The following is a 22,149-nucleotide window of genomic DNA, read 5'->3' on the forward strand; positions in this document are numbered from 1 at the left end:
TCAGTGAAAGTGCCGGGGCGAAGGGGTGGGGGGTGGGGGTTAGGGGGGTCCGATGTCGATGACGGAGAAGAGGGCGCCCTGGGGGTCGCGTAGGGCGGCGAAGCGGCCGGTCGGGATGTCCCTGGGCGGCACCAGGATGGTCCCGCCCAGCGTGGCGGCCCGGGCTGCGGCCGCATCGGCGTCGGCGACCGCGAAATAGACCGTCCAGTACGCCGGCAGGTCGTCGGGGAAGTCGTCGGCGAGCGGAGGCATCATCCCGGCCACGATCTGCGCGCCGAGCCGCCAACCGGTGTAGGTCATCGAGCCGACCAGTTGGTCGTCCGGCTGCCAGCCGAAGACCAGCTCGTAGAAGACCTTGGCCCCTTCCGGGTCGGGGGTGACCAACTCGTTCCAGGCCATCGCGCCCGGAACGTTGAAGACCTCGCCGCCGGGCATCGCCATCGGTTGCCAGACGCTGAACGACGCGCCGGCCGGGTCCGCGAAGACCGCCATCCGCCCGCGGTCGAACACCTCGAACGGTGGTACCACCACCTGCCCGCCGGCCCGTTCGACCCGCCCGGCGACCAGGTCGGCGTCGTCGGTGGCCATGTAGGTCGACCAGATCGGCACCTGGTCGGGGATGGCCGGCGGACCGGCCCCGGCGACCGCGCGCCCCTGTAGCTGGAAGACCGTGTAACCGTTCGCCTCCGGCTCCGACGCCACCCGTCCGGTCCAGCCGAACAGCTCCGGATAGAACCGCCGCGCGTCGGCCAGGTCGGGGGTGGCCAGGTCGGCCCAGCAGGGCGTACCCGGCGGGACGGTGTTCACGGCGACCCCTCTCGGCTCGGGGCGACACGACGTCCCCCTTGCCGGAATCCTGGCACCGCCCGACCGGCGTACGAGGTTGAAACGGGCGAATCGTCAGCTGAACCGGCGACCCTCGTCCCGCCGGTACGCCCAGACCGCCAGCATCGCCAGCGCCACCACCCAGACGCCCAGCATGATCAGCGGCAGCGGGCGCGCCGGGTAGTCGCCGACGGTCGCCCACATCAGCTCGACCGCGCCCCGAGTGGGCAGGTACGGCGCGACCACCTCGATGAACCCCGGCGCCTCGTCCGGGGCGGAGAGCAGGCCACCGCCGAAGGCGAGCGGGAAGAAGATGATCTGCGCGACCACGATGGCCGCCTTGCTGGGCAGCGAGTAGCCGATGGCGAGCCCCATCAGCGTGAACGGCACCGACACCACCGCCACGGTGCCGATGGCCAGCAGGAACGCCATCGGCGTGATCTGGGCGGCGGTCAGCGTCGCACCGATCACCACCACCGGGATCAGCGAGAGATAGGTGAGGACCAGCCCGGCGAGCACCCGACCGGCGAGCCGGGGCCCCGGTCCGGCGGGCAGGGTCCGGGTGTACGGATCCCAGGGCTGGGCGCGATCCTCGGCGACGCCGATGCCGTACTGGAAGATGTTGGCGCTCATCACCGCGAAGGTGACCATCGAGGCGGTGGCGTACGTGGCGCCGACCGCGTCCTTGCCGGCGAACGGCACCACGAAGAAGAGCATCGCTGCGGCGGGAAAGAACGCGCTGCCGACGACGGCGATCGGGATCCGGACGGTCTCCAGCAGTTGGTACCGGGTGTGGACCAAGGTGAGTTGCATTGCTTCCCCTCCTCAGGCGGTGGCCGGTCGGCCGCCTGAGGCGGCGGTGGTGGGCTCGTCGTCATCGCCGGCCGGTCGGCTCCCGACGGTCACCGGGCCGTCGCCTGGCCGGGCCCCACGAGTGTCGCCGCTCGGCGGCTCCTCGGCGGTGATGGCGAGGAACGCCTCCTCCAGCGAGGTGGGGCGTACCTCCAGGTCGGTGAAGCCGACCCCGGCGGTGACCAGGTCCCGCACCAACTGGTCGGCGTCGGTGGTGAGCAGGTGGTTGCGGCCGTCGATCAGCTCGGACCGCACCACGCCGGGCAGCGCCGGTAGGTCGTCGGCGACGAAGCTGACCCGACGCACGCCGACCACGGAGCGGACCGCGTCCACACTGTCGTCGGCGAGCACCCGACCGTGCCCGATCACCACCACCCGGCTGGCCAGCGCCTCCACCTCCTCCAGGTAGTGGCTGCTCAACAGCACTGTCCCGCCTTCGGCGTGGAAGGCGCGGATGGCGTCCCAGAGGGTGCGGCGTGCCTCGACGTCGAGGCCGCTGGTCGGCTCGTCGAGCAACACCAGCCGGGGACGGCCGACGAAAGCCAAGGCCACTGCCAGTCGCCGGCGCTGGCCGCCGGAGAGACCACCGGTCTGCCGCCGGACCTGGTCGGTAAGCCCGAAACGGTCGAGCAATTCGTCACGCGGCACGGGATCGGCGTAATGCGCGGCGGCGAAGTCCACCACCTCGCCGACGCGCAACGTGCCGGGCAGGCCGGTCTCCTGCGGCGTCATGCCGAGCTGCCGGCGCGGCGCCGGGTCGCGCGGGTCGCCGCCGAAGAGCTCCACCCGACCGGACGTGGGGCGGCGCAGACCGACGATCAGGTTCATCAGGGTGCTCTTGCCGGCGCCGTTCGGCCCGAGCAGCCCGACCATCTCGCCGGCACGGACGGTCAGGTCGACCCGGTCGAGGGCCAGCACGTCGCCGTAGCGGCGGGAGACCTGGTCGGCACGCGCCAGGATCATGCGGTTCTCCTTCGTGGACACCGTGAATGTCTGCCGACCCTCTGTCTACTCCGCCGGTGCCAGTCCCGCTGTCCCCTGAGCAGGGTTTCGGCGAATCCGCGTGCGCGCCTCGCCCGGTCCTGGCCCGGCTGCGGCCGTTCAGCCGGCCAGTGCGGCGGGCAGCGGGTCCCGGTGCAGCACGGCCAGCCGGGACACCGCCCGGGTCAGCACGACGTAGAGCCGGTGCAGGCCGCGTGGCTCGGCGGCCACGATCGCGGCCGGCTCGACGACCACCACGTGGTCGTACTCCAGACCCTTCACCAGCGTCGCCGGCACCACGGTGACCCGCGCCGCGGTCGACACGTCGTCTGCGGTCGCGGTCTCGACGCCCGCGTCGGCGAGCGCCGCCCGCAGCTGCTCCACCGCGTCGTCGGCGGCGATGACACCGACCGAGCCGTCGTGCGTGAGCGCGGCCCGCACCTCGGCCACCGTCGCTTCGGTCAGATCCGTCACCGTACGCACGTCCAGGCCGCCGTCACGACGCAGCGACTCGGCCGGGGGGACGTTCACGGCGAGTGCCGGGAGCAACCGGTTCGCGAGCGCGACCACTGCGGCCGGCACCCGGAAGCCGACCGTCAACGGAACCACTACCGCGTTCGGCTTGCCCAGGTGGGCGAGGGTCTCGTGCCAGTCGGTGGCGGCCCAGGGGGCGGTGCCCTGGGCCAGGTCGCCGAGGAGGGTGATCGACGCGTGCTCGCTGCGTCGCGCGATGGCCCGGCACTGCATCGGCGAGAGGTCCTGCGCCTCGTCGATGACGACGTGGCCGAAGCCGGCGGGTCGCTCGATCAGTCCCGCGGCCTCGTCGATGAGGACCGCGTCCGCGGCCGTCCACCGGGTCGCCTTCGCGGTGCGCGGGGGCTTCGCCCAGGTCAGCTGTGCCTGCTCGGCCTCGGTGAGCAGACCGTCCGCCGCGGCGGCGAGCGCCGCCGGGTCGGCGAGCAGCGTGTGCACCAGGCCCTCGGGGGTGACCGCCGGCCAGACCGTGTCGAGGAAGGTGGTCACCGGCCGTGACTTCGCCATCCGGCGCAGCCAGGCGTCGCTGGGCGACTCGGCGCGGCGCGCCTCGGACTGCCGTTGCAGCAGGCTTACCACCCGCGCCCGGACCCGCTCGCGGCCGACGCCGTACGGCAGCCCTTCCCGGCGGGTTTCCTCGAGCACCCGGTGCAGCGGCTCCAGCCCGATCCGCCAGCGGAACGAGCCGTCGGACACCATGATCGGCTCGGTCGGCTCGCCGATCTGGATCTCGAGCGCGCGGCGCAGCACCTCCGCCATCCGTACGTCGTGCTTCAGCGTCGCCGTGGCGACGTCCTCGACCGCGCGCACCGGTACGCGCGCCACCAGGTCCTCCACCGTGGACTGCTGGACCTCCACCTCGCCGAGGGCGGGCAGCACCGCCGCGATGTACGACAGGAACGCCCGGTTCGGCCCGACGATCAGCACTCCGGATCGGTTCAGCCGTTCCCGGTGCAGGTAGAGCAGGTAGGCGGCCCGGTGCAGCCCGACGGCGGTCTTCCCGGTGCCCGGCGCCCCCTGCACGCAGATCGAGTCGGCGAGGTCGGCTCGGACCAGTTCGTCCTGCTCCGGCTGGATGGTGGCGACGATGTCCCGCATCGGCCCGACGCGGGGGCGTTCGATCTCGGCGGTCAGGATCCGGCTCGCGGTGCCGAGTTCCTCGCCCCGGTCCAGATGCTCGTCCTCGAAGCTGGTCAGCGCGCCGGTGCTGAACCCGAACCGGCGGCGGACGGTCACCCCCTGCGGGTCCCGGGCGCTGGCGCGGTAGAACGACCGGGAGACCGGGGCCCGCCAGTCGATCACCATCGGCTCGCCCAGCTCGTCGGTGACGTGCCGCCGTCCGACGTGGTACACCCCGACGACCTCGTCGTCGGGGCCGGCGTCGTCGCTGTTCCGGCGGTCGGTCCCGCCGAAGTTCAGCCGGCCGAAGAAGAGCGGGGTGGTCGGGTCGTCCGCCAGCTCCTTCACTCGCCGGGCCATGTGGCGGCCCAGCTGCTCAGCGGTGTACGAGTCGCCGGCGACCTTGTCGCCGGTGGAGAAGAGGGCCTCCGCGCGTTCCCGCATCCGGCGCAGTGCCGCTCGGGAACTCTCGAGGTGGGCTCGCTCCGACGTCAGCTCGTCATCGAGGTCGGCGGGGTCGTTCGACGTGTGGGCAGCAAGGGTCATCCGAGGCGACCTTCCGGTGCGTTCGTGTGATCGGTTGACCTGGGCCGCCCGGCGCTCCGTCGACGCGGTGCCGGCTGTGCCCGTAGGCAGGAGGCGCGCGTCAACGCGCGCGGTCGTCCACCCTACGCCTCGACGCCGCGGCCGCCGAGTGATTTCCCGGACCGATCCGCCGGTCGCCGCCAGCCGCCGCCGGTCGCCGCCGGTCGCCGCCGGTCGCCGCCGGTCGCCGTGCGGTCGCCGCCGGCGCCGGCCGCCTTGATCCGGGCACCCGTCCTGCACGGACACGTCTGCGCGTCCCGCCTGACGGCCATGCCGGTGAGCCTGATACCTCTCAGGCATTTTTATGCCCCAGAGGTATCAACCTCGTGGTGATGTCTGCTGCTCGGGGCAACCGGCCAACCGGCCAACCGGGCAACCGGGCAACCGGGCTGCCGGGCTGCCGGGCCACTGGCGTCAGGCATGATCGTGGACATCGGGTCGGTACCGCAGGTCGACCACGTCCCGCCGCTGCTGGTCGAGGGTCCAGTCCGAGACCTCGGCCAGGTCGACGGTGACCCGGAGCGTGCCCGCCTGGCCGGGCGGCAGCTCGGCGAGCACGTCGCCGCGTGGTGACACGACCATGCTCGGGCAGTGCTGGCGGGGATCGGCGAGGTTCACCGCGAACAAGAACCGTTGGTTCTCGGCCGCTCGGCTGATCAGGTGGCTGCGCCAGACGCCAGGCGTCGCCTCGGGGCTGGCGGCGTTGGTGAGGTAGACGAAGGCCTGCGCGCCCGAACGCGCCAGGTGCTGCCACTGCTCGGGGTAGCGGATCTCCCGGCACAGCTGCACACCGACGGCGAGCTCTCCGTCGGGCTGACGTACCTGCCGCGTGGGCAGCTCGGTACCGGCCCGGAGCGCTGCCGCCCGCTCGTTCACCGCCAGGTTGATCTTCCGGTAGACCCATCGCCCACCGGACGGCGGGAAGTGCAGCGCGACGTTCCACCAGCCGCCCTGCGCCGGCAGGAGGGAGCCGCAGAAGATGTGGACTCCCCGACGTCGTGCCAGTTCGGCGACCCGCTCGATCGCGTCGGCGAGGAGGGCCTGGTCGAGCGTGGCGAGGGGCGACAGGTCCGGTGCGTACCCCGAGATGGCCCCCTCGGGCAGCAGCACGAGGTCGTCCGGTTCGCTCTCGGCCACCACCGCTTCGATGGACGCGAGATTTGTATTGATGTCCCAGGGCGTCGGGATCTGACCGATGGTCGCGCTGATTCGCATCGTCCCTTCCTATCGGGTCGGTGACGAGGCGCGTCGTCGGCGGTGGGTGAGTTGTCGGGCATCGCCGCCGCGCTGGGAGGGGTGGGCGGCGAGGTGGGGCAACGGCCGGGATCATGGGGAGTATGACCGAGCCGTCTGCCGAGCGACGTGGGCTGAGGATCAGCGACCCGCAGGTGATGCGGGCGCTGGCCCATCCCGCCCGACTCGCGATCATGGAACACCTGAGTGCGCTCCAGGAGGGCGCTACGGCCACCGAGTCCGCCGAGGTCGTCGGCCTGTCGCCGAGTGCCACCAGCTACCACCTGCGAGAACTGGCCAAGGCGGGCCTCATCGAGCCGGCACCGAGCCGTGGTGACGCGCGGGAGCGGATCTGGCGGACCGTCAGCCCCAGCTGGACGGTGGACGCCGGTCGGGACGCCGAGCCGGAGGCGGTGGCGGCGCAGACCGCACTCGTCGAGGCGTTCCTCGCCGTCGAGCTGGAGCGCAGCCGGGAGTGGTTGCGGCGCGCATCGGCCGAGCCGCCCGAGTGGTACGACGTCGCCCGGCTATTCGACAGCCAGCTTCTGATCACCGCGGCGGAGCTCGCCGAGCTGAACGATGCGGTGGATCGGCTGCTGGAGCCGTATCGCAAGCGGACGCGTCCCGATCCGCCGTCCGACGCTCGGACCGTCTCGATCCACTACAAGGCGCTGCCGCTGGAGTGAAGAGGGGTTGCCCCGAGCAGTTGTGAAGGATTACTTTCGAAGTATGTCCTTCACAACTGCTCCATCGCGCTGGTCAGACGTCTGGCTCGTCACCGCCGCCCGCGGCATCTCCAGCTGCGGCGACTTCCTCGCCGCGAGCGCGCTCACCCTCACCCTGCAGAGCGCCGGGGCCGGCGGCCTGGCCGTCTCCGGCCTGCTGCTGGCCGCGACCCTGCCGCTGGTGGCGCTGGCCCCGCTGACCGGTCGGCTCGCCGACCGGGTGGACAGCCGCACGCTGCTGGTGCTCGCCGGGCTGGCGCAGGCGGGTATCTGCGTGGCGCTGGCAAACACCGGGGGACCGACGCTGATGATCGTTCTGGTCGGGCTGCTCGCCGTCGGCCTGGCCGTGACCCAGCCGGTGCTGGCCGCCCTGATCCCCGCCATGGTGCGACCGGCGGACCTGGCCCGCGCCAGCGCGCTACAGCAGTCCGCGGGGACACTCGGTGCGCTCGCCGGCCCCGCGCTCGCCGGGGTGCTGGTGGGGAGCTTCGGCACCCGTCTCCCGCTGCTGGTCGACGCGGCCAGCTACCTCGCGTTGGTCGCAGCCGGGCTGCTGATCCGTACCCGGCGGGGTGGCGGGCGGCGTCCAGGGCCGGTGGCGACCGGTGCCGGGATCGAGGCACGCGCCTGGCGGCTACGCCGCGATCCGCTGCTGCTCGCCACGGTGATCGGGGTGGCCGGAGTGGTCGGCGCGGTCGGCGCCATCAACGTGGTGGAGGTCTTCTTCATCCGAGAGACGCTGCACAGCAGCACGACCACGTACGGACTCGTCACCGCCGCCTGGACGCTGGGCATGCTGGCCGGTGCGTGGATCTTCGCGCGGGCCGTCGCGCGGCTCCGCCGCGACGGGGCACTGGCCGGCGCCGCGCTCGCCCTGCTCGGCGGATGCTGCCTGATGGTGCTGGTCTCGGCGGCCGTGCCGTCCGCTCTGCTGCTCGTGCCGATCTGGGTCGTGGGCGGGCTCTGCAACGGTGGCGACAACGTCTTCGGCAACGTGTTGATGGCCCGCCGGGTGCCCGAGCCGGTCCGGGGACGCGCGTTCGCGGTCTACGTCGGAGCGGTGCAGGGCGCGTCCATGGTGGGCTACCTGGCCGGCGGCCTCCTGCTCGAACTGCTCAGCCCCCGGCCCCTGGTGGCCGGCGCCGGGCTCGCCGGGCTGGCCGCGGTCGCCGTGCTGGCCGTACCCCTTCGCCGTGCGGCCCGGGCGGAGCGTGACGTCCGGCCCGTGTCGCGCGACGAACCGGCGAGCGCAGGTGAGGACGCGGAGCCGGGTGCGGGGTTGGCCACTCCGGTGCCGGGTCGCTGAGCCGAACTCCGGGGGCGGGGATACGGTCGGGGCATGGCTGCTGATCGCATCGCCCGCCCTCGGGTCGGGCACATCCAGTTCCTGAACTGCCTCCCGATCTACTGGGGGCTGATGCGATCCGGGGCGCTGATCGACGTGGACCTCTACAAGGACACGCCGGACCGGCTGAACTCCGCACTGGTCGCCGGCGATCTGGACATCGGGCCGATCTCGCAGCTCGAGTACCTGCGGCACGCCGACGAGTTGCTGCTCCTTCCGGGCCTGGCCGTCGGCAGCGACGGCCCGGTGCTCTCGGTCAACATCGTCTCGACCCGGCCGCTCGCCGAGCTGGACGGTGCCCGGGTCGCGCTCGGCTCGACCTCGCGGACCGGTGTGCTGCTCGCGCAACTGCTGCTCGGCGAGCGGTACGGAGTGCGTCCCGAGTACTTCCGTTGCCCGCCGGACCTGACGCAGATGCTGCTGGAGGCGGACGCCGCCGTGGTGATCGGTGACGTGGCACTGCGCGCGCTCTACGAGGCGCCGAAGCTGGGCCTGGAGGTCACCGACCTCGGGCAGGCCTGGCGGGAGTGGACCGGGCTGCCCATGGTCTTCGCGGTCTGGGCGGTACGCCGCGACTTCGCGGCCGCCCATCCCGGCCGGGTCAAGGAGGTGCACGAGGCCTTCCTGCGCTCCCGCGACCTCTCCCTGACGGAACTGGACCAGGTCGCCGAGGCGGGTGCCCGCTGGGAGCCGTTCGACGCGGAGACCCTGGCCACGTACTTCCGGACCCTGGACTTCTCCCTCGGGGAGCGGCAGGTCGCCGGTCTGCGCGAGTTCGCCCGGCGGGCCGCGGCCCTCGGCGAGGCGCCCGCCCTGCCGGCGGACGGCCCCGCCTTCTTCGCCGGCTGACCACTGCGGACGCGGCCGCCGCTCGGCGCGGCCCTCGCCCCTGCAACGAGAGACCGCCCTGGCCATCGCTGTGGCCAGGGCGGTCTCTCGTTCGGTTCGGGATGCTCAGGTGGGGTCTCGGAGCAGGGCTTCGGTGATCTTCTGGCAGTTCTTCATGCCGTAGTCGTAGCCCATGTCGATCGGGTACTTGACCATCACGCCCATCGTCCAGGTGTCGCCGATGGCCAGGCAGTTGATGTGCATCTCCTGCTCCCTGGTCCGGTCGATCCACCCGTTCTTGATGGCGATCTGCTTCCGTTCGGCGGCCGGGAACGCCTTCCGGATGCCGAAGTCGCCAGTGCCGCGGACCTGGCGCATCTCGTTGAGCAGCCAGTCGGTCCACTCGGGCCCGGCGGCCTTGCCCTCGGCGATGCAGTTGGCGAGCCGGGCCACGTCCCGGGGGGAGAGGGCCGTACGGCTCCAGCCGCCGTCCGGGGCGACGCTGCTGTCCGTGAGGCCACACATCGAGATCGCGCGCTTGATCGAGGCGGCCCGTCCGACGCTGTTGTAGAACTGCTCGGCTCGGGTGTTGTCACTGTCCCGGATGATCAGGGTGGCGTCGGCGAGCTTGGCGTCGCTCGGCTTCTCCCCCTTCTCGTCGGCCCGGCGCAGGTAGTCGGAGACGATCCAGGACTTGATCAGCGAGGCGGTGGTGCTGGTCTCGTCCATGGTCTTCGAACCGATGATCTCGCCGGTCCGCCGGTCCAGGACGGCCCAGCCGTACCAACCCTCGATGTCGAGGTCGAGGTCCTTGGCCTCGAACGGCAGCGGCGGCAGGGACGGGCTGGGGCTCGGCTCCGCCGAGGGCCGGTTGCTGCGGTCGCCGGGTTCGTTGGTGGCCCGCGTGCCGTCGCCGGCGCCCGCGCCCCACGTAGCCGCGGCCTGGGACACGAACGGCGAGCCGGGCAGCAGGCGCAGCGACACGAGCACCAGGCCGATGAGGATCACCGCCACGGCGATCAGCCGCAGGGGGGACGCGTCCCGGCTCCGCCGGTCGCCGGCCATCAGAGCTTCCCGACCGGCTGCTGCGGCACCTTGAGCACGGCGCCGGGTTGCGGGGTCACCAACTGGGTGGCCACACTGGCGCAGGTCTTGGCTCCGTAGGAGAGCGGGCTCTTGGCCGGGTAGCGCAACATCACGGCGAGGCTCCACTTGTCGGTGACGGCGAGACAGTTGACGTGCCAGTTGCCGTCGTACGCCAGCTGGGTCCAGCCGTTCTTGATGCTGACCGGCCCCTGCGCCTTGATCGACGCCGGCAGGCCGTCGACGATCCCCCACTTGCCGCCGCCGTACGTGTCGTGCTGGTCGGACACGCTGCCGCGGACCTTGCTCATCTCGTTCAGCACCCACTTGGTCCACTGCGGGCCGGCTGCCTTGCCGTCGGCGATGCAGTCGCCGAGTCGGACCGCGTCGCGCGGGGACATCCGGGTGAAGCTCCAGTAGCCCTGGTATTTGGCCACGTTGCCGCGGCTGGTGTCGGTGAGGCCGCAAATCTTGATCGCCCGCTGGATCACCGGACTCGGCTGGCTGTTCGGCAGGATCCTGTACGAGCCGCCGGCGGCGTAGTAGACCTTGTTGGCCGCGTCGTCGTTGCTGTCCCGGATGGCGAGGCTGGCCGCCTTCAGCATGTCGGCCGGAGGCTTCTTGTCGTCGAGCTGGCGCAGGTAGTCGCTGACGATCCAGGCCTTGATCATCGACTCGGTCGAGCTGGTCGAGGCCATGTTCTTCGACCCGGAGATCTTGCCGGTCTTGCGGTCCATGAGGGCCCAGGAGAAGAACTCACCGTCGAAGTCCACCGAGACCCGGCCGGCGGCCAGGGTCGGCGGTGGCGGTGCGGTGGGTGCGGGCGCCGCGACGCTGGCTCCGCCACCGCCACCGCTGCTGCCGCCGTCGCCGCTGGAAAGGCGGGCGTAGGCGGTCGGAACGATCAGGGCGCTACCGAGGAGGACTGCCGCGACGGCGAGCACCATGGTCACGCGGGAACGCATGAGTCGGTGAACTCCAGATGTAGGGGCCGGGGGGACCGGCTTTCTGTCAGGACGGACCGGTTGATCGCCCAGGCCGGGAAGGGTCCACGGCCCGTGGGGACGGCGATCGTCGCCAGCCGATCGGTGTGACGTCGGAAGTCTACGTCCGCAACTGCGATATGCCAGCGCCTGGCACCTGGCAAGTTGCCGTGAAGGCGGGATATCGAACCGTTATGCGAATTACGGGATAGTTCATCTTTGTTCCGTAAGGCACGTTATCCGGACTGTCCGTAAAAGTTCCGTAAGGGAGGCGGGGGTCAGCCGACGTTCCGATTCGGAAGATGTGCTCGGATTCCTGTTACACCCCCTGGTGTATCCGGTCGTGAGCTGTAACACTTGTCGTCATGTATGGCAACGACTTCGGCGCCCCGGAGGAGGCATCCGGCGGCGGCCTGCTCGGTGAGGTCGAGGCGGCTGAGGCCGCCCTGCGGGAGGCGGCGGCCCGGCAGCGGCGGGGCGCGCCCGCGTCCGACGACGACCTGGCGGGGTTCTTCGCCGAGGTCGTCGAGGCGGACCAGAAGATCGAGCCGCGCGACTGGATGCCGGAGGCGTACCGCAAGACGCTGATCCGGCAGATCGCCCAGCACGCCCACTCCGAGATCATCGGCATGCAGCCGGAAGGAAACTGGATCAGCCGGGCGCCGTCGCTCAAGCGCAAGGCGATCCTGCTCGCCAAGGTCCAGGACGAGGCCGGGCACGGGCTCTACCTCTACGCCGCCGCCGAGACCCTCGGTATCAGCCGCGACGAGCTGGTCGACCTGCTCCTGAACGGCCGGCAGAAGTACAGCTCGATCTTCAACTACCCCACCCTCACCTGGGCGGACGTCGGCGCCATCGGCTGGCTGGTCGACGGCGCCGCGATCGTCAACCAGGTGCCGCTGTGCCGGTGCTCCTACGGGCCGTACGCCCGAGCGATGATCCGCATCTGCAAGGAGGAGTCGTTCCACCAGCGGCAGGGCTACGAGATCCTGCACACACTTTCCCACGGCACCCCTGAGCAGAAGGCGATGGCCCAGGACGCGCTGGACCGCTGGTGGTATCCGTCGCTGGCGATGTTCGGCCCGCCGGACGGCGAGTCGACGCACTCCACGCAGTCGATGGCCTGGAAGATCAAGCGCTTCTCGAACGACGAGCTGCGCCAGCGCTTCGTCGACATGTGCGTGCAGCAGGCCGAGATCCTCGGCCTGACCATTCCCGACCCCGACCTGCGCTGGAACGACGAGCGGCAGGCGTACGACTTCACCCAGCCCGACTACGACGAGCTGATGCGGGTCATCTCCGGCGACGGGCCGTGCAACCGGCAGCGGATGGCCCACCGCCGCCAGGCCCACGCCGACGGCGCCTGGGTACGCGAGGCCGCCACGGCGTACGCCGCCAAGCGGGCGGCGGAGAACAAGGAGAAGGTGGCAGCGTGACCGATCCGTCGCCTCTGTGGGAGGTCTTCGTCCGGGCCCGGCGGGGGCTGTCGCACACCCACGTCGGCAGCCTGCACGCCCCGGACGCGGAGCTGGCCCTGCGTAACGCCCGCGACCTCTACACCAGACGGCAGGAGGGTGTGTCGATCTGGGTGGTGCCGGCGAGCGCGATCACCGCGTCGAGCCCGGACGAGAAGGACGCGTTCTTCGACCCGGCAGCCGACAAGGTCTACCGTCACCCCACCTTCTACGAGGTGCCGGACGGGGTGGCGCACCTGTGAGCGAGCGGACCCCCTTCGAGTTCACCCTCAGCCTCGGCGACGACGCGCTGATCGCCGCGCAGCGGCTCGCCGAGTGGACCACCCGCGCCCCCGAGATGGAAGAGGACATCGCGCTGGCGAACATCGCCCTCGACCAGCTCGGCGCGGCCCGGCTGCTGTTGACGTACGCGGGTGAGCTCGAGGGCGCCGGCCGGGACGAGGACGCGCTCGCCTACCTGCGCGACGACCGCCAGTTCCGCAACTGTCTCCTGGTCGAGCTGCCCAACGGCGACTTCGCGGTCACCATGGCGAAGCTGCTCTTCCTGTCGGCCTACCAACTGCCGCTCTACACCGCGCTCGCGGAGTGTGCCGACGAGCGGCTCGCCGCCATCGGGTCCAAGACGCGCAAGGAGTCGGCGTACCACCTGGACCACGCCTCGCTCTGGGTGAAGCGGCTCGGCGACGGCACCGAGGAGTCGCACCGCCGGATGCAGGCGGCGGTCGACCAGGTCTGGCCGTACGTCGCGGAACTCTTCGCCGCCGACCCCGGCGCGCCGGTCGACCCGGCCACCCTGCGGGCGGAGTTCGACGCGACAGTGGCGGCGGTGCTGACCGAGGCCACGTTGACCCGGCCGGAGACCGGCTGGGCGCCGGCCGGTGGGCGGGACGGCGTGCACACCGAGCACCTGTCGTACCTGCTCGCCGAGATGCAGGTGCTGCACCGGGCCCACCCGGGCGCGCAGTGGTGAACAGCCCAGCGGTCGCGAAGGGAGGGTGGCGCCGGTGAATCCGAGGGAGGCCGCGGCAGCGGTGGTGGACCCGGAGATCCGGGTGCTCACCATCGACGAGCTGGGCATCCTGCGGTCGGTCGACGAGGACCCGGCGACCGGCCGCGTGGTCGTCACCATCACCCCCACCTACACGGGCTGCCCGGCGATGGACGTGATCCGCGCCGACATCCGCCGCGCCCTGACCGCTGCCGGCCACCCGGACGTCGAGGTCCGCACCGTCCACGCCCCGGCGTGGAGCACCGACTGGATCTCGGAGTCCGGCCGGGCGAAGCTGGCCGCCGCCGGCATCGCGCCGCCGCAGCCGGTGCGCCCGGCCGGCGTCGTACCGCTGACCCTCTCGGTGCGCTGCCCCCGCTGCGGCTCGCCGGAGACCGAACAGCTCAGCCACTTCGGCTCCACCGCGTGCAAGGCGCTCTGGCGGTGCCGCTCCTGCTCTGAACCCTTCGACCACCTGAAGGCGCTGTGACAGTCACCATCACCCGGCCGGTCCGTCGCCGGCCCGTCTTCCACCCGCTCCCGGTCGCCGCCGTCGACCGGCTCACCGACGACGCCGTGGCGATCACCTTCGCCGTGCCCGAGGAGCTGCGGGACACGTTCGCGTTCCGTGCCGGGCAGCACCTGACCGTGCGGCGCGCCGCCGAGGACGGCACCGACGTGCGCCGGTCGTACTCGATCTGCTCCACCCCGGACGACCTGGCTCGACACGGCCGGCTACGCATCGGCGTGCGGGAGGTGCCCGGCGGCGCCTTCTCCACATTCGCCTGCGGAGTGCTGCGCGACGGCGAGACCGTCGACGTGCTGCCCCCGCTCGGCCACTTCACGTCCGCGTTCGACCCGGGCCGCGCCCGCCACTACGGGGCGATCGTGGCCGGATCCGGCATCACCCCGGTGCTCGCGCTGGTCTCGACCGCGCTCGCCGTGGAACCGGCCAGCACCTTCACCCTGGTGTACGGCAACCGGCGCACGAACACCGTGATGTTCGCCGAGGAGTTGGCCGACCTGAAGGACCGCTATCCCACCCGGCTGCACCTGGTGCACGTGCTCTCCCGGGAACAGGGTGAATCGCCGCTGCTCTCCGGGCGGATCGACGCAGACCGGATGGTTCGCCTGCTGGAGACGATCGTGCCGGGTGAGCGCATCGAGGAGTGGTTCCTCTGCGGCCCGTACGGCATGGTGGTCGACGTCCGGGAGACGCTAGCCGCGCGTGGCGTTCCGGAGCCGGCGGTGCACACGGAGCTGTTCCACGTCGACGCCCCGCCGGAGCCGCCGCGCCGGCCCGTGGACGAGGCCGGGGCCGGCACGGAGGTGACGATCGTGCTGGACGGCCGATCGTCGAGCCTCACCATGCGTCGTGACGAGCGGGTGCTGGACGCGGCGCTGAAGGTCCGCGGCGAGCTGCCGTACGCCTGCAAGGGCGGGGTCTGCTCGACCTGCAAGGCGAAGGTTGTGGAGGGCGAGGTCGAGATGGCCCGCAACTACGCCCTGGAACCTGACGAGATCGCCGCCGGCTACGTGCTGACCTGCCAGTCGAGTCCGGTCACCGACAAACTGGTCGTCGACTACGACGCGTGACAGTCATCTCTGAAGCGGGTTGTTGGTCACTGTGACGGAAGGTAGGCTGTAAGCGCCAAGAGCAGTAGCACTTGGAAGTGGACCCGGCAGCCTTCCGGACGGTGGGTGGGCCGGGTTTCGCGCTTCACAGCTGATGTGATTCGACTACCGTCCGTTGGACGGCAGCCCTCCACCGGCCTCGTTTGGCCCAGCACCACGCGAGTGCGTCAGGGATCGCGAGCAGGCACTCTTCGTGTGCCCGCAGATGGTCGTACCGCAGCGTGTCGGACAGCCCGGCTCGCTGAACCTCATCGAACAAGAGTCGGCGATCTGCCTTGAGCGTCGAGTCGTCTCGCTCAATGACCAGCCGAGCCGCGTTGATCTTGGCAGCATACGCGACGAGGCTTACCAGGCACGCGTCCCGCGCGACCTTCATGTTCGGGTGATTGCTCGCATCCAGGATCACCGCCTGTACGCCGAGCCCGTTGATCGCACCGACGATTTGCCGCCGTCTGTCGTCACGTTCCTTATGGAAGTGAATTCGGCGCTGACTGGGCAGGACCAGGCTGCGCATCACTTTGCGGGCGGATGAGAGATTCGGCGTGAGGACGACCGCAGCGGCGATGAGTAGTCCCCGCTCCTTGGTCTCGTCCACGAACACGTGGGCACTCATCATCCGCCTCCTTCCCTCGGCCGTGTCGGTCGCCTACGCGTTGACGATCTCGCGAATGCGGCTAAGACGTTCGGCAGGGCTGAGAGCCGCCAGGTTGCCAGCCCCGATCCCGTCCAGCACGCCTCGCACGTCGCATTCGTCAGGCTGGAGAACGGCGTCGATCACGCGCGCTCGTGACCCGCCGTCACGTTGGTAGATCCAGACCGTCTGCCACTGGCGTGGCTCACTGTTCAATTCGGCGTTGAGCCGCTCGGGGGGGAAGAATCCGAGTCCCGCCGCTCTCAGCGTGTCCGCGATCTCGGCCAGCACCCAACGGCCGAGCTTCTTGTAGCCGAGTTCGTCGCGCAGTTCGCCGAGAGTTGCCTCAGTGAGCCCGCCGTCCTGCCGGCATCGAGCGCTGATGCTCAGTACCGTGTCGTCATCGCCCAACTTCTGCCTCCGAGGGGTGAGCGGAGTTCGTAAATATGATGGTGATGGATGTCGTCCAAGTTGTCAACGACACGAAAATATTTTATTTTTGATCTTGAAATTTGATTTGGTGAACGCGTTGGGCCCGGGACTACCTCACGGGACGAAACGCCCGTCCATGGCCGTCTGCGCCGGTCGGCGTAGGCTCGGGGTGTGATGGTGAGGGAGATCGACGACATCCTGCAGCGCGGCGCGGACGGCGGGCGGATCACGCCCGAGGAGGCTCTGCTTCTCTACACCGACGCGCCCTTCCACGCCCTCGGCGAGGCGGCCGACGCGGTGCGCCGCCGGCGCTACCCGGACAACATCGTCACGTATCTGATCGATCGCAACATCAACTACACGAACGTCTGCGTGACGGCGTGCAAGTTCTGCGCCTTCTACCGGGCGCCGAAGCACAGCGAGGGCTGGACCCACTCGACCGAGGAGATCCTGCGTCGCTGCGGCGAGGCGGTCGACCTGGGCGCCACCCAGGTGATGCTCCAGGGCGGGCACCACCCGGAGTACGGCGTGGAGTACTACGAGGAGCTTTTCTCCGCGGTCAAGCAGGCGTACCCCCAGCTGGCGATCCACTCGATCGGTCCGAGCGAGATCCTGCACATGGCCAAGGTCTCCGGAGTGAGCCTGGATGAGGCGATCGCCCGGATCAAGGCGGCGGGGCTCGACTCGATCGCGGGCGCCGGCGCGGAGATGCTGCCCGAGCGGCCGCGTAAGGCCATCGCCCCGCTGAAGGAGTCCGGCGAGCGCTGGCTGGAGGTCATGGAGCTGGCGCACCGGCAGGGCCTCGAGTCCACCGCGACGATGATGATGGGCACCGGCGAGACCAACGCGGAGCGGATCGAGCACCTGCGGATGATCCGCGACGTGCAGGACCGCACCGGCGGCTTCCGCGCGTTCATCCCGTGGACGTACCAGCCGGAGAACAACCACCTGAAGGGGCGCACCCAGGCGACCACGCTGGAGTACCTGCGCCTGATCGCGGTGGCCCGGCTCTTCTTCGAGACCGTGCCGCACCTGCAGGCGTCCTGGCTGACCACCGGCAAGGACGTCGGCCAGCTCGCGCTGCACATGGGAGTGGACGACCTCGGCTCGATCATGCTGGAGGAGAACGTCATCTCCTCGGCCGGGGCCCGGCACCGGTCCAACCTGCACGAGCTGATCTCGATGATCCGTACGGCCGGCCGGATCCCGGCCCAGCGGGACACTCTCTACCACCGGCTCGCCGTGCACTGGACCCCGGAGGACGACCCGACCGACGACCGGGTGGTGTCGCACTTCTCCTCGATCGCCATCCCGGGTGGGGGCGTCGGGAAGTCCCTGCCGCTGGTCCAGGCCAACTGACTTGAAGAGCCCGCGCCGGAGTGTGGGCGGATGACGGATCGCCGGGCGACCGGGGGGCGTTCGGCTGACGCCAGCGGCGCGGGCGGGATGGGCGACCATCCCGCCCGCACCGTTCATCCGACCCCGGACGAGTCCGCACCGCCGGCGCTGGCGCGACACATCGGCGTTCGATAACGTCCGCTCGGGTTCGTGAAGCCACTTCTTTTCCTCATCCCCCGGGGGACCGATGAAACCGTTCCACCGATCCGCCCTCGCGCGCATCGGCACCGTGGCTCTGGTCGTGGCCGGCGGCCTGGCCGCCGTGGCCGCCCCGGCACACGCCGCCGCCAAGCCGGAGATCAACGTCATTCCGATCAGCACCGAGCTGGCCAAAGGCGTGAAGGCGGCTACGGCCAAACCGTTCAAATTCACCGTGACGAACAGCGGGAACGCTGCGGCGAAGTCAGTCGTCTTTCGGGTGAACACCGGCTCTCTCAACGCGAAGCGGGTCGGCTTCGTAGTGCCCGACGGCTGCAGGATCTTCTCGGCGTGGCTCTACGAGTGCCGCCTGCCCGACCTGCCCCCGGGCGCCAGCGAGGACTTCGGAGTGCCGCTGTTCAGCACGGGGGGCAGGGGCGACGGCGGGGTGATGTACGTCGGTGCGTACTCGAGGGACCCCGAAGGCCAGGACGACGGCGAGGTCCTCACCGTGCCGGTCCGGGTGTCGAAGCCCGGGTACGACCTGACCTCCTGGGTACAGGACGTCCAGGCGAACGTCGTGGTCAACGGCGCGGTCCAGGACGAGCCGGACCTGAAGCCGGTGCCGCGCGGCGAGACGGTGCCGCTGGACTGGGCGGTCTACAACGGCGGCAGCCGCAAGGCGACGGGCATCTCGTACGGGTTGACCGTGCCGGCGGGCGTCAGCTTCGTGCAGAAGCCGGAGGGCTGCATCGAGCAGGAGATCGTCGGCAAGGCTCAGCTGCTCTGCGACGACCCCGGTGTGATCCTCAAGCCGGGGGAGTACTACACCGCCGACGTCCGGGTGAAGGTCGGCGAGGATGTGACCGAGCCGGTGCTCAAGGAGGGCGACCTCTTCGCGATCAGCCTGGACGCGGCCGAGGGGCCGGCGGCCGAGCAGCCGCGGGTCGCCACGGCGCAGCAGCGCAAAGCCTTCACCGAGGTTGACATTCTCGACAACCACACCACCTTCGAGGCGTTCGTGGAGCTGTCCGCGCAGCCCACGCCGACCCCGACGCCCACCGTCACGCCGACCGGCGAGCCGACGGCGACCCCCACTCCGAGCAGCTCGGCCACCACCACTCCGGCACCGGGCGGTGGCGGTGGTGGTGACGGCGGCCTGCCGGTGACCGGTGTGCAGGTCAGCCTGATCGGTGGCATCGGCGGGGCGATCCTGCTGGCCGGCGGCGCGCTGCTGCTGATGTCCCGGCGGCGCCGGGTCGTGCTGGTGGCGCCGGGCGACGAGAAGCCGACCGACTGACGCGTATCGCTGGAAAGGGGGCAGGGTGACGTACGTCACCCCGCCCCCTCTGCGTACACCGAACCCACCGGTGCTCCGGTACGGGGCGGCTGGCAGAGTGGAGGGGTGAGTCGCACCCCCTACGGCCAGCGCGCCAGCCTGGACAAGCAGCCGCACGAGGTCGCCGCGATGTTCGACGGTGTGGCGGCGCGTTACGACCTGACGAACACGGTCCTCTCCTTCGGGCAGGACCGGTCCTGGCGGCGGGCCACCCGGGCCGCGCTCGGGTTGCGTCCCGGCGAGCGGGTGCTCGACGTGGGTGCCGGCACCGGGGTCTCGACCGAGGAACTGGCCCAGTCCGGGGCGTACGCGGTCGGTGCGGACCTCTCCCTCGGCATGCTGTACGCCGGCAAGCACAGCCGGCCGAGTGTGCCGCTGCTGGCCGGGGACGCGCTGCGGCTGCCGTTCGCCGACGCGAGCTTCGACGCGGTGACCATCTCCTTCGCGTTGCGCAACGTCGCCGACGCCGATGCCGCGCTGCGTGAACTGGCCCGGGTCACCCGGCCCGGTGGTCGGCTGGTGGTGTGCGAGTTCAGCACCCCGGTCAACCCGGCGTTCCGTACCGTCTACCTCTCCTACCTGATGCGCTCGCTGCCGGCGGTCGCCCGCGCGGTCTCCAGCAACCCCGACGCGTACGTCTATCTCGCCGAGTCGATCCGCGCCTGGCCTGATCAGCCGGCGCTCGCCGCGCGGGTCGGTGCGGCCGGCTGGCGGAAGGTGGCCTGGCGCAATCTGACCGGCGGGATCGTCGCTCTGCACCGGGCCGTCCGCGAGTAGTCGGATAGCCGCTGCCACCCAGTCGCTTTTCTGCGAATATCCGTTTTTAGTCCACTTTGCGTCGTAAGCTCGCCCCCATGACGGGACCAGAGCCGGCGGACCGGGTGGACGCCACCGACGACGACGCGGCCGAACTCATCGCGCAGCTGCGGGAGCTGGCCGGCGCCGATCCGGCCGACGTCCGTCAGGTGGTGGCCGAGGTGCTCGCCGCGTTGGACCGCGCGGCCGGCGGTGCGCTGCGCGACCATCTCCCCGAAACGATCCGCGTCGACGCGGGCCTCGACGCCCCCAGCCGGGCCTGAGGGCGCGGCGAGTAAACCTGACACCGACCGCTCTCGATGTGCTCGAAGGTGTCACATCGGTAACTTAGGCCCCCCTGGTCAAGCGCGGATGAGACGTCGGTCATAGACTCCCAGCGGTTGGCTTGTGAAGCATTTCACGAGCAGGCGGGAGGAGGCGCGGATGTCCGCGGTGGAGCATGACGCCGATGTGATCGTCGTGGGCGCCGGTCCCGGTGGCTCGGCTACGGCATACCACCTGGCCCAGCACGGGGTACGGGTGCTGTTGCTGGAGAAGACCGAGTTCCCGCGGGAGAAGGTCTGTGGCGACGGGTTGACCCCCCGCGCGGTGCGCCAGCTGATCCGGATGGGTGTGGACACCTCGCCCGAGGCGGGGTGGCTGCACAACCGGGGGCTGCGGGTGATCGGCGGTGGCGTCCGGCTGGAACTGGACTGGCCCGACCTCGCGAGCTTCCCCAACTACGGCCTGGTCCGTACCCGGATGGACTTCGACCAACTGCTCTCCGAGCGAGCCGTCGCCGCCGGTGCCACGCTGCGCACGAACACCAACGTCGTCGGCCCGGTGCTCGACGCCGACGGTCGCGTGATCGGTGTTCAGGCCGAGGTCGGGCCGGACAAGGCCCCCGAAACCTTCCACGCCCCGCTGGTGGTCGCGGCCGACGGCGTCTCCGGCCGCTTCCCGCTCGCGCTCGGGCTGGCCAAGCGCGAGGACCGGCCGATCGGGGTGGCCGTGCGCCGCTACTACCGCTCCCCGGCGAAGCACGACGACGACTACCTGGAGTCCTGGCTCGAACTGCGTAGCAAGGAGAGCGGCGACAACCTGCTGCCCGGCTACGGCTGGATCTTCGGCCTCGGTGACGGTCGGGTCAACGTGGGACTCGGGGTACTCAACTCGTCCTCCGCGTTCGGGAAGACCAACTACCGCCGGCTGCTCACCGACTGGCTGGCGAACACCCCAGAGGACTGGGGGATGACCGACGAGACCAATGCGGACGGTCCGATCCTCGGCGCCGCGCTGCCGATGGGCTTCAACCGCGTCCCGCACTACACCCGCGGGGTGCTGCTGGTCGGTGACTCCGGCGGCATGGTGAACCCGTTCAACGGCGAGGGCATCGCGTACGCCATGGAGTCCGGCGAGCTGGCCGCGGAGATCGTCGTGCAGGCGTTGGCCCGACCGGCCGGCGTGGAGCGCGAGCGGGCTTTGCAGGCGTACCCGGCCGAGCTCAAGGCCCGGTTCGGCGGCTACTACCGGCTCGGCGGCGTGTTCGTGAAGCTCATCGGCCGCCCCGAGGTGATGCGGATGGCGACGAAGCACGGCATGCCGCACCCGACGCTGATGCGCTTCGTGCTGAAGCTGTTGGCCAACCTGACCGACCCGCGCGGCGGGGACGCGATGGACCGGGTCATCAATGCGATGACCCGGGTTGCGCCGGCGGTATGACATAGACCCCCGGTGACCTGCGAAGGGACCGGACCGGTCGGACAGACCCGCCCCCCGGCGGCGAACACTTCGGGGGACGTGAATAGTGTGATTCTCGTCAACGAGGGCAGGGAAGGACGAGCAGGAGAAGAAGATGTCGCTCTCGCCTTACGCACCCATCATCGGGCTGTTCGCCCTCGCCGCGGCGTTCGCGCTGTTCTCCGTGGCCGCCGCCCGCTTCGCCGGCCCCCGGCGATACAACAAGGCCAAACTCGAGGCGTACGAGTGCGGCATCGAGCCCAGCCCGCAGCCGGTGGGCGGCGGGCGTTTCCCGATCAAGTTCTACCTGACGGCGATGCTCTTCATCGTCTTCGACATCGAGATCATCTTCCTCTACCCGTGGGCGGTCTCGTTCGACGCCCTGCCGATCTTCGGCTTCGTGGAGATGGTCCTGTTCATCGTCGCGGTCTTCGTCGCGTACGCCTACGTGTGGCGGCGCGGCGGCCTGGACTGGGACTGAGGAA

Annotated in this window: 23 protein-coding genes; 14 read left to right on the top strand and 9 right to left on the bottom strand. The window is 70.6% G+C overall.

The features are described 5' to 3' along the window. Nucleotides 1-39 precede the first annotated feature (39 nt). The 5 genes from BXA10_RS07700 to BXA10_RS07725 form a co-directional block, all read right to left on the bottom strand. Nucleotides 40-807, bottom strand: a complete 768-nt coding sequence (locus BXA10_RS07700; RefSeq protein ID WP_076469073.1) for a VOC family protein — start codon at nt 805-807, stop codon at nt 40-42. A gap of 93 nt (nt 808-900) precedes the next feature. After that, nucleotides 901-1,638 (bottom strand): ABC transporter permease, encoded by a 738-nt coding sequence (locus tag BXA10_RS07705; protein ID WP_076469076.1) that lies wholly within the window; start codon nt 1,636-1,638, stop codon nt 901-903. A gap of 12 nt (nt 1,639-1,650) precedes the next feature. Continuing rightward, on the bottom strand, nt 1,651-2,640 hold the full coding sequence (locus BXA10_RS07710) for an ABC transporter ATP-binding protein (protein ID WP_076469078.1): 990 nt from the start codon (nt 2,638-2,640) through the stop codon (nt 1,651-1,653). A 138-nt stretch (nt 2,641-2,778) separates the two neighbouring features. Beyond that, nucleotides 2,779-4,857, bottom strand: a complete 2,079-nt coding sequence (locus tag BXA10_RS07715; protein ID WP_076469081.1) for a HelD family protein — start codon at nt 4,855-4,857, stop codon at nt 2,779-2,781. A 453-nt stretch (nt 4,858-5,310) separates the two neighbouring features. Next, nucleotides 5,311-6,111 (bottom strand): carbon-nitrogen hydrolase family protein, encoded by an 801-nt coding sequence (locus BXA10_RS07725; protein WP_076469086.1) that lies wholly within the window; start codon nt 6,109-6,111, stop codon nt 5,311-5,313. A 122-nt stretch (nt 6,112-6,233) separates the two neighbouring features. On the opposite strand from BXA10_RS07725, the gene BXA10_RS07730 reads away from it, so the two are divergent. The 3 genes from BXA10_RS07730 to BXA10_RS07740 are packed head-to-tail and all read left to right on the top strand — an operon-like array spanning nt 6,234 to nt 9,048. Continuing rightward, on the top strand, nt 6,234-6,815 hold the full coding sequence (locus BXA10_RS07730; protein ID WP_076469089.1) for an ArsR/SmtB family transcription factor: 582 nt from the start codon (nt 6,234-6,236) through the stop codon (nt 6,813-6,815). A gap of 43 nt (nt 6,816-6,858) precedes the next feature. Next, nucleotides 6,859-8,160 (top strand): MFS transporter, encoded by a 1,302-nt coding sequence (locus tag BXA10_RS07735; RefSeq protein WP_076469092.1) that lies wholly within the window; start codon nt 6,859-6,861, stop codon nt 8,158-8,160. A 33-nt stretch (nt 8,161-8,193) separates the two neighbouring features. Beyond that, a complete protein-coding gene (locus BXA10_RS07740; protein WP_076469095.1) occupies nt 8,194-9,048 on the top strand; it encodes a menaquinone biosynthetic enzyme MqnA/MqnD family protein in 855 nt (284 codons plus the stop codon). Between the two features lie 105 nt (nt 9,049-9,153). On the opposite strand, the gene BXA10_RS07745 is transcribed toward BXA10_RS07740, so the two are convergent. Together BXA10_RS07745 and BXA10_RS07750 are read right to left on the bottom strand one after the other, a co-directional pair. Continuing rightward, nucleotides 9,154-10,092, bottom strand: coding sequence for a serine hydrolase (locus BXA10_RS07745; RefSeq protein ID WP_076469097.1), 939 nt, complete (start codon nt 10,090-10,092; stop codon nt 9,154-9,156). Next, entirely contained in the window at nt 10,092-11,075 is a 984-nt protein-coding gene (locus tag BXA10_RS07750) for a hypothetical protein (protein ID WP_076469100.1), read from the bottom strand. The genes BXA10_RS07745 and BXA10_RS07750 overlap by 1 nt, the downstream gene beginning before the upstream one ends. A gap of 383 nt (nt 11,076-11,458) precedes the next feature. Here BXA10_RS07750 and paaA point away from each other — a divergent pair, with 383 nt between their 5' ends. From paaA to paaE, 5 genes are read left to right on the top strand one after another with little or no spacing between them, the layout of a single operon-like run. Continuing rightward, nucleotides 11,459-12,529, top strand: coding sequence for a 1,2-phenylacetyl-CoA epoxidase subunit PaaA (gene paaA, locus BXA10_RS07755; protein WP_076469103.1), 1,071 nt, complete (start codon nt 11,459-11,461; stop codon nt 12,527-12,529). Further along, entirely contained in the window at nt 12,526-12,810 is a 285-nt protein-coding gene (paaB, locus tag BXA10_RS07760; protein ID WP_076469106.1) for a 1,2-phenylacetyl-CoA epoxidase subunit PaaB, read from the top strand. Before paaA ends, paaB begins: the two co-directional genes overlap by 4 nt. Further along, nucleotides 12,807-13,538, top strand: a complete 732-nt coding sequence (gene paaC / locus BXA10_RS07765) for a 1,2-phenylacetyl-CoA epoxidase subunit PaaC (protein WP_076469108.1) — start codon at nt 12,807-12,809, stop codon at nt 13,536-13,538. Before paaB ends, paaC begins: the two co-directional genes overlap by 4 nt. A 34-nt stretch (nt 13,539-13,572) precedes the next feature. After that, entirely contained in the window at nt 13,573-14,046 is a 474-nt protein-coding gene (gene paaD, locus BXA10_RS07770) for a 1,2-phenylacetyl-CoA epoxidase subunit PaaD (RefSeq protein WP_076469310.1), read from the top strand. Then, nucleotides 14,043-15,152, top strand: a complete 1,110-nt coding sequence (gene paaE, locus BXA10_RS07775) for a 1,2-phenylacetyl-CoA epoxidase subunit PaaE (RefSeq protein WP_076469111.1) — start codon at nt 14,043-14,045, stop codon at nt 15,150-15,152. The genes paaD and paaE overlap by 4 nt, the downstream gene beginning before the upstream one ends. A gap of 124 nt (nt 15,153-15,276) precedes the next feature. Here paaE and BXA10_RS07780 read toward each other — a convergent pair whose 3' ends face one another. Beyond that, nucleotides 15,277-15,804, bottom strand: coding sequence for a hypothetical protein (locus BXA10_RS07780; RefSeq protein ID WP_084752326.1), 528 nt, complete (start codon nt 15,802-15,804; stop codon nt 15,277-15,279). Between the two features lie 33 nt (nt 15,805-15,837). Continuing rightward, the gene (locus tag BXA10_RS07785; RefSeq protein WP_217696736.1) at nt 15,838-16,233 is read right to left on the bottom strand and encodes a hypothetical protein; all 396 of its coding nucleotides are present in this window, start codon (nt 16,231-16,233) and stop codon (nt 15,838-15,840) included. 195 nt (nt 16,234-16,428) lie between these two features. Between BXA10_RS07785 and mqnC the strand changes: the two genes are divergently transcribed. The 6 genes from mqnC (at nt 16,429) to BXA10_RS07815 (ending at nt 22,145) form a co-directional block, all read left to right on the top strand. Then, nucleotides 16,429-17,613, top strand: a complete 1,185-nt coding sequence (gene mqnC, locus BXA10_RS07790; protein ID WP_076469116.1) for a cyclic dehypoxanthinyl futalosine synthase — start codon at nt 16,429-16,431, stop codon at nt 17,611-17,613. Between the two features lie 226 nt (nt 17,614-17,839). Beyond that, nucleotides 17,840-19,090: an LPXTG cell wall anchor domain-containing protein gene (locus tag BXA10_RS07795; protein WP_076469119.1), complete on the top strand. Its 1,251-nt coding sequence runs from the start codon at nt 17,840-17,842 to the stop codon at nt 19,088-19,090. 105 nt (nt 19,091-19,195) lie between these two features. Beyond that, nucleotides 19,196-19,906: a demethylmenaquinone methyltransferase gene (locus BXA10_RS07800; protein ID WP_076469122.1), complete on the top strand. Its 711-nt coding sequence runs from the start codon at nt 19,196-19,198 to the stop codon at nt 19,904-19,906. A 77-nt stretch (nt 19,907-19,983) separates the two neighbouring features. Beyond that, nucleotides 19,984-20,208, top strand: coding sequence for a hypothetical protein (locus tag BXA10_RS07805; RefSeq protein ID WP_076469124.1), 225 nt, complete (start codon nt 19,984-19,986; stop codon nt 20,206-20,208). A 160-nt stretch (nt 20,209-20,368) separates the two neighbouring features. Further along, nucleotides 20,369-21,646 (top strand): geranylgeranyl reductase family protein, encoded by a 1,278-nt coding sequence (locus tag BXA10_RS07810; protein ID WP_076469127.1) that lies wholly within the window; start codon nt 20,369-20,371, stop codon nt 21,644-21,646. Between the two features lie 133 nt (nt 21,647-21,779). Next, complete coding sequence (locus BXA10_RS07815) at nt 21,780-22,145, top strand: NADH-quinone oxidoreductase subunit A (protein WP_076469129.1); 366 nt, start codon at nt 21,780-21,782, stop codon at nt 22,143-22,145. The last annotated feature ends 4 nt before the right edge of the window (nt 22,146-22,149 follow it).

It is taken from the genome of Micromonospora avicenniae (assembly GCF_900156065.1).
In the GTDB taxonomy this organism is placed as follows: domain Bacteria; phylum Actinomycetota; class Actinomycetes; order Mycobacteriales; family Micromonosporaceae; genus Micromonospora; species Micromonospora avicenniae.